This is a genomic window from Sphingomonas sp. CFBP 13714, from assembly GCF_014842205.1.
In the GTDB taxonomy this organism is placed as follows: domain Bacteria; phylum Pseudomonadota; class Alphaproteobacteria; order Sphingomonadales; family Sphingomonadaceae; genus Sphingomonas; species Sphingomonas aerolata.
Map to the genome: position 1 here is coordinate 1 of NZ_JACYVG010000027.1, position 2,506 is coordinate 2,506.

Annotated in this window: 2 protein-coding genes; both read right to left on the minus strand. The window is 58.0% G+C overall.

The window, feature by feature from the left end; all coding sequences use genetic code 11:
* Positions 1 to 365: hypothetical protein (locus IFT54_RS20290; protein ID WP_206758149.1), on the minus strand; the 365-nt coding region annotated here is incomplete at its 3' end.
* A gap of 934 nt (positions 366 to 1,299) precedes the next feature.
* Positions 1,300 to 1,971 carry a TonB family protein gene (locus IFT54_RS20120; RefSeq protein WP_192071977.1) on the minus strand — a complete coding sequence of 224 codons (672 nt, stop codon included), beginning with the start codon at positions 1,969 to 1,971 and terminating at the stop codon, positions 1,300 to 1,302.
* Between the last annotated feature and the right edge of the window lie 535 nt (positions 1,972 to 2,506).

Below are 2,506 nucleotides of genomic sequence, written 5' to 3' on the forward strand. Positions count from 1 at the left end.
GCTTGGAGCACGTAGCAGCGGCCGTCGCTCAATGAGAGGGTGACTGGCAAAAAACCGGGCGACCATGCCGCAACGACATGTGTCTTGCTCGTTTCGGCTATCTCAAATGCGCCAACGACCTTGGAATGGCCCACAGCCGAGCCGCGCAAGTAGAGTGGATCGACGTGGATCAGGCTCCACAATGCCGCGTCAGGGATCCGGGTTAAGGGCGGCGCATTAGGGTCTGAGGGCACCGCGACACCCGGTCGTGACCCGCCGCCACTGTATCCGGCAGGTGGGACGAACTGCGCATGAGCGCTGATCGCTGCAGCTGCTATCGTCATACCCGAGATCACGCGGATACATACTGATGCCTTATTCTTCATCTGTAACTCCCTGACCCGCATAGCTTACGACCTTCCCGGCAAAGAGCGAGCTCGCATGCCAATCACCAGCGCGATGCAAAAATCACGGATTCCGCATCATGCGAAGAACGACAGGAAACCGCGGGCTCCGGCGATGCAAGACACTGATGCATCCGGGATACCCGTTCGGTTGGTTTCTTGGGGTGAAGCCTTCAAAGCCGAAGGTCCGCATTCCACCACAATGCGACATTCGCGATTGGTAAACTCGACACCCAAAAGCGGCCGGTCCGCAGACGCCCACAATTGGTCGGTCGATGACCTTTCCGTCGTTCCCAAAAGCGGACATTGATCCCCCGTTTGCGATAACGCCGCTGGCCAGCTTCCTAGCGGCCAGCGTAGGCCCGAACGGCATCGACCGAAACTTGCCATGAGGATGCTTCGCCTCCCTCGCTGCGAGCAGCGTCGGCAACCAGTGCGACGCATGTACCCTCCACCGTAAGCGCCGATCGGGGCATGACCCACTTCTCGAACCAGACGCAATCGAAGGAGCGAAAGCCTGCGAATATGCTCGCATTATCTGTGGTTAGATTAGTGCAGAAGGCCGCGAAGTCGGCGCCACTCGCCAGACGTCCCGCTGCGTCGCGCCAATGCCGAGGGTATTCCTCTCGGGACCAGATCGCCGTGCTGTAGAATATCGTTTCGTCGAGATCGTCGATCCTGACCCAGCCTGTCTGAAATCCAGCGGGTGGCAAAACCGTCGTACCGGGCCGGGCGAAAGCTTGAAGGTCGAACGTGCTCATGCTCCAAGCTACCCGACCTGATGGCAGCTAACCACACCCAAGCTCCTGAAACCTGCCGGGCTGCTCACCACCAAATCTAGACGTTCCGGAGTCGATCGCATCGGAGTACCGCGTACGCCTATTGGCGGATATTCGTTGGCCTACAAACAGCGCACCTACCGTTTCGAGGTCGGGAGAGCCGCGACCGGAACGTAGCGATACCCTGCCGCTCGCGCATTCCCGATTGCGTGAGGGGGAGTGATCTTCATCTGCTTGCGCAAAAGAGCGCAGGCAACCTTGTCGAACGCTTCACTCCCGCTGGTGGCCTTAATCTCACAGGTGGCGAGAAAGCCAGCGGCATCGAACGACAGAAAGGTCGATGTAGGCTGCACGTAGCCGTTCGGCAAAGCTGCGACCGGTACAAATACGCGGCTATCCGGCACCACACCTGGTGCTGGCATGCTCCAGCCGACTGCGGTATGAAAGTTGCCAGCAACTGCGACGCCATCAGGGCCGCGTGCCGGTTCGAAACGCGCCTTCATCAACCGTTTGCAAGTTACCTCGTCAAGCGCTGAGTGCCTAGCACTTTCAGTCACTTGGCAGGACAAGGGGGCACCGTTCACCGATACTTTTAGTTCGATGGAGACATAGCCCTCCTGTCTGTTTCGCAAAGCTTGTTGTGGATAGTCTTCGAACTTTATCGGACTGCTGATCATTTTAGGCGGAACCGCTGACGCGGGTGATGCTTCCCACGCTAATATGTTTCCGGCGAGTGCAGACAAACTCGCCCCAATAATTGAAGCCGTTTCAAACCATCCCATCGCTTTCACCCCGATCACGCCCGGCACAAACGGCGTCAACTGTTATGGCGTTCGTCTTCGCAAATGCCAGCGTAAGAAGATCGCCGTCCAATTCTCCAGCGCTTGAAGGAGCGCAGTTGCGGTTCCGATCTCTATCAAAAGCTGACATCGCCATCTCGATAGACCAACGTCCGCTCACCACCAATCCTGGCCATTCCGCTTCCGCCAATCCCGGACGTTCGTTCATATTACGCTAACGTACCGGGCGTCCCCCGCCTAGAGGGCGACGACCTCTTGGCTCTATGCCTCATCGAGACGCTGTTCTTCACGTTTTGGGCTTGCCATTCCATGGTTCCGGCAGTTCGGCCGCGCCGCCTTATCCTCACCGAACAAGGTGTTACACTAGACACTGTTTGGAGGCGGCAGCATTGGGAGTGGGAGTGTGTCGCTGGCATATGGCCGTTGGGTGGGTACAAACCTCATCTTGAAGTCAATCAAGGCGGCCGTAAGCTGAAGCGGGTCTTCCTAGGGTCAGGACTCATTGTCATAGCCAGAAGATGACGGTGGCCGCGAGCGCGACGGC